10 protein-coding genes are annotated in these 4,061 nt (G+C 67.5%); all 10 read left to right on the forward strand.

All coding sequences use genetic code 11. The annotated features are described in order from the left end of the window. The first annotated feature begins 67 nt into the window (after nt 1-67). Entirely contained in the window at nt 68-367 is a 300-nt protein-coding gene (locus VJT49_RS00770) for a hypothetical protein (protein WP_324162076.1), read from the forward strand. Continuing rightward, nucleotides 360-650 (forward strand): hypothetical protein, encoded by a 291-nt coding sequence (locus VJT49_RS00775; RefSeq protein WP_324162078.1) that lies wholly within the window; start codon nt 360-362, stop codon nt 648-650. Before VJT49_RS00770 ends, VJT49_RS00775 begins: the two co-directional genes overlap by 8 nt. Continuing rightward, complete coding sequence (locus VJT49_RS00780; protein WP_324162080.1) at nt 647-991, forward strand: hypothetical protein; 345 nt, start codon at nt 647-649, stop codon at nt 989-991. The genes VJT49_RS00775 and VJT49_RS00780 overlap by 4 nt, the downstream gene beginning before the upstream one ends. Then, nucleotides 988-1,326, forward strand: a complete 339-nt coding sequence (locus tag VJT49_RS00785; protein WP_324162082.1) for a helix-turn-helix transcriptional regulator — start codon at nt 988-990, stop codon at nt 1,324-1,326. Before VJT49_RS00780 ends, VJT49_RS00785 begins: the two co-directional genes overlap by 4 nt. Nucleotides 1,327-1,418: 92 nt before the next feature. Next, nucleotides 1,419-2,165, forward strand: coding sequence for a hypothetical protein (locus VJT49_RS00790; protein WP_324162083.1), 747 nt, complete (start codon nt 1,419-1,421; stop codon nt 2,163-2,165). Further along, nucleotides 2,155-2,457, forward strand: a complete 303-nt coding sequence (locus VJT49_RS00795; RefSeq protein ID WP_324162085.1) for a hypothetical protein — start codon at nt 2,155-2,157, stop codon at nt 2,455-2,457. Before VJT49_RS00790 ends, VJT49_RS00795 begins: the two co-directional genes overlap by 11 nt. After that, nucleotides 2,457-2,765, forward strand: a complete 309-nt coding sequence (locus tag VJT49_RS00800; RefSeq protein WP_324162087.1) for a hypothetical protein — start codon at nt 2,457-2,459, stop codon at nt 2,763-2,765. Before VJT49_RS00795 ends, VJT49_RS00800 begins: the two co-directional genes overlap by 1 nt. A gap of 29 nt (nt 2,766-2,794) precedes the next feature. Further along, nucleotides 2,795-2,998 carry a hypothetical protein gene (locus VJT49_RS00805; RefSeq protein ID WP_324162089.1) on the forward strand — a complete coding sequence of 68 codons (204 nt, stop codon included), beginning with the start codon at nt 2,795-2,797 and terminating at the stop codon, nt 2,996-2,998. Then, entirely contained in the window at nt 2,995-3,303 is a 309-nt protein-coding gene (locus VJT49_RS00810; RefSeq protein ID WP_324162091.1) for a hypothetical protein, read from the forward strand. Before VJT49_RS00805 ends, VJT49_RS00810 begins: the two co-directional genes overlap by 4 nt. A 226-nt stretch (nt 3,304-3,529) precedes the next feature. Then, the coding region (locus tag VJT49_RS00815) for a hypothetical protein (RefSeq protein WP_414635767.1) at nt 3,530-4,061 on the forward strand (532 nt) is incomplete at its 3' end.

Below are 4,061 nucleotides of genomic sequence, written 5' to 3' on the forward strand. Positions count from 1 at the left end.
GGCCGTCGTCGGGCCTGACATGGTCGGAGGTCATGGCCGACATCGACGACCAGACAGGAGCGGACTCGTGAGCTTCGAACCGGTGACGATGTACAAGTACCGCTGCGACGGCATCACCACGCGCGGCCAGTGCACCGAGGTGCTCCGCTACCCCGACGAAGACGGCGAGGGCGAGTTTTACGACGCGCTCACCAGCACACCGGAGATCAGCGAGGGCACCAAGGGTAGCGCCGAGTGGCTTGGGTGGCTGGTCTTCGGTGAGCGCCTCCTATGCCCGAAGCACGTAGCGGGAGCCGAATATCTCGCCGAGGCCGGACTGGTCGGGCTGCCGTTCCCAGACTTCCAGACAGGAGCCCACGATGGCTGATGCTCGCGACATCACGAACCCGCCGCCGGGCGAGTTCTGGCTCGGCAAGATCCGAGGCCAGTGGCCCCTGTACGCCTTTACTGTCGAGGCCCACGCGACTGGCTGGCTCGAAACCGGCTACCCCGGCGACCGGCGACTGTGGAAGGTCACCGACGCTGTGCTGGTCGAGATGGACCTGACCGAAGCTGTGCCGTCCCAGCTACAGCCGAGGGAGGCCAGCGACCGCCAGTGTGTTGAGCAGCAGCGGAGCACCGTCCAGACAACCGAGGGGGACCCCGGATGACCAGCCCGCCCGCCAACCTGACCTGGTCCGACCAGCAGGGTCTCTACCTCGCCGAGTACGACTCCACCGTGTGGGCGCTGGCCACGCACAGCGTCCACCGCGGCAAAGCAGGCTGGTCCGACACCGACGAATGGCACCTGCACCGCGCCTACCCCAATCCCGATGAGGTCGGATGGGTCGCCGGGCACGTGCCCCTCGACCACGGCCGCTGGTTGGCGCGGCCCGGAAAGCGCGGGTTCAAGCGCGCGAAACAGATCGCCGCCTGGATCATCGCCAACCGGGAAGCGGCAGACGGCATGGGGCATCACCAGATCGTGAGCGCTATGGAGGGGGGCCGGTGAGCACCTTCGCGGAGGAGTACGGCAAGCGCGTCAACACGGCGCGCACCGTCGCCGGGCTCACCCAAACTGAACTCGGGGCGCGAGTGGACCTGACCCGCTCCAGTATCGCCAACATCGAAGCCGGACGGCAGAGCGCCAGCGCTGAGCAGGTGATCGAGTTCGCCGAGGCGATGCGGTGTGATCCGCGCTGGCTGCTGACCGGATGGCCGCCCGGGCGCCCCACTGTGCTGGCGCCACGTCAGGACATGGCGACGGCTGCCGCGAACCTACGGAAGATCGCGAACATGCTGGATGCCTCGGAAGCTCCCGAAGACCTGACCGAGGGGGACCGGTGACCAGTCCTGACTGCCCGCTCTCCCACCTACGTGCCCGCCTCAACGGCCTACTCGGTGCTCTCTGCGGGCAAGCCAACGAGCTGGTCGGCGAGATGCGCGCCGCTATCGCCTACCTGGACGAGCAGGTGGCGCCGGCCCGGTGGCGCGCCGCCCAGTCCCCGGCCGCAACGGACACCCGCCACGACGGCACGCACTCGCCCAGTCGCTGCATGGTGTGCAGCGCACAGACGTGGCCCGCGTCCGAGATCGACCGCCTCGCACGGCGACTCAAGGTGCTGGCCGAATATGCCCACGCACGGCAGGCTTCGGCTCCTGCTACAGGCGAAGACACGATCGAGCTGGCCGCACGGGTGTTGCACGCCACCCGCTGCGCACAGTGGTCCGAGGTCGGTGTGCAAGGGTCCGACTGGGACGAGCTCGACGAGCAGATCCAGGAGACCTGGCGCCGAGACGCCCGCGGCCTCGCCGCCGCTGGCCTTCTGGCGGCTCCTACCCCAGCAGACCGGGCACGGGAGTGGTGCGTGCAGGTTGGCATGGATTTTACCGAATTCATGACTGAGCGGGACGCTCGAAAGGAAGCCGAGACGAGTCGTGCCCACGGTTTCCAGGCCCGCGTGTTGTCCCGTGAGATCGGCGAGTGGCGACCATCGGAGCGTCAACCGAACATCGACGACCGTGTCACAGCTGAGCGCTACACCGAGCCAGGGATCGTCACTGGCCGCTGGTGTGGCCTTGCGAAGTTCGACGATCAGGAATTTCTGACGGACGACGATGGCGTGGACCACTACATCAAAGCCGGGACATGTGTCCCCGCCGAGGAGGCCGACAATGCCCAGTGACGACCTGCGCAAGGCGATCGAGCGTGAAGCGAAGATCCTCGGGACGAGCCCGGACCTGTATGGCCCCGATGTGGTGCTCGACGCTGCGGTGCGGATCGCGAGCAAGCACCTGGCCGCGAAGGAAGCAGAGATCGCCGAGCGGGACCGGCGCATCACAGCGGCACAGGAACAGATCGCGGCATGGCGCGGCGGACCCATGGTCGGCATGGACGAACTGCTCGACCACCTCGACAAGTTCCTGACCTCCCCGCCCGGCGAGCAGGGAGACGACCAGCCCAAAGGAGACGCGTGATGGACCTCGCTACCTGTGCGGCCGACATCGCCCAACACCTACGCCGCGGGTTCGGCCCGGACACCGCGGCACAGCGCGATGTGCTGGCCCTGGCGGAGGAGGTGGGCGAGTTCGTGGGCGCCTACCGCCGGTGGTCCGGACAAGCCCGCCGCACCGGCACCGCCACCGACATGCACCTCGAGCTCGCCGATGTCGTGATCACCGCCTACGTCACCGCGCACGACCTCGACATCGACCTCGACAGCGTGATCACCACCAAACTGGCCACGATCTATGCGCGCGGATGGCGCGACGGGGACCGAGCATGACTGGTGGCTACACCCGAAAGGACACAGCAATGAGCGAGAAGCGCGGCAGGTGCCCGGTTTGTGACCGGGACATGCTGCTCAAGAAGGACGGGACGCTGCGTCACCATGGCGGACCGGTCGGCTCTGGCATGTGGAACGAGTACCGCTCGTACCGCTGCGCCGGTGTTGGTCAGAAGCCCACAGCACTCCTATCGCTGGGCGAGGCACAGCCCGAAAGGACACAGCAGAAATGAGCGGAATCCGCAAGCCGATGCGCGGTGCCCTTCACGACGCGATCTTCTGGCACGACGAGGGCGGCAACACTGTCCGTGTCGCCCCCAGCGACGACGGCGGCATCTGGGTCTGGGTCAGCGACTACGGCCACGAATCGGGACCCCGCCTCTGCCCGGAAGAGATCCGCGACATGTGCGCCCACCTCCTCGCGTTGTGCGACGAGATCGACCGTGTCGCTGGTCCTCGCGGGGGTCTCACTCCTGAGGCGTATGAGCAGGTGTGTGAGTGGGCGGCGCGGCGCGCTGGGGAGGTGACTCCCCGATGAGCAACCTGTACTTCCTCGTACACACCGGTGTCCGGTGTGATCCGTGCGCCCGGGAGCTCGACGGTCCCGAATCGACTGATTCTGAGTACCACGACCGGTTGGCGGTCGAGGCTGGCTGGAGGGTTTTCGCGGGCCGATCGAAGCGGCATTACTGCCCGGACTGCAACCCGAAGCCGGGCCACAAGATGTGGGAGATCACCGATCGGTACCGGCGGGAGGTGGCTCGATGACCACCAACTCGACGTGCAACATTTGCGGTCGCCCGTTCTACCCCGACCACGATGCCACGGAGCCTGGGCCGACCGTCCGCCATCCGTTCTCGCCGCCCGTGGCCACCCATCCTGTGCCGGACAGCGGGGAACCCACCGACTCGCGTGAACTCCTTGGCCGATGGGTGCGTCAGGTGTGGGTCAGGTGGGCCAGCGAGCAGGACGACCCGAAACCGTCGTGGCTGCTGGGCTGGGTCGAGCTGGACGACGGTCAGCGCGAGGTCGACATGCGCATTGGGGAGGCGCTGTTCGAGGCGGGACGCGCTTTCGCCGTCTCTGGCCGCCCGTCTCCGGCTGTGGGTGGTGCGAACGAGGCTGTGCTCGCCTGGTCCCGCGCCGAGCAGCGTGACATCGAGTCGGCCCGCGACGACTACCGCAGTGCCGACTGGCGCGCGGGCGCGGTCGACTCGCACATCCAGTTCCGCAACGCGATCATCGCCGGAAAGATCGCCATCACCCCGGCTGTGGGTGGTGACCAGACCACCACCG

Source organism: Amycolatopsis sp., from assembly GCF_035276945.1.
Lineage (GTDB): Bacteria > Actinomycetota > Actinomycetes > Mycobacteriales > Pseudonocardiaceae > Amycolatopsis_E.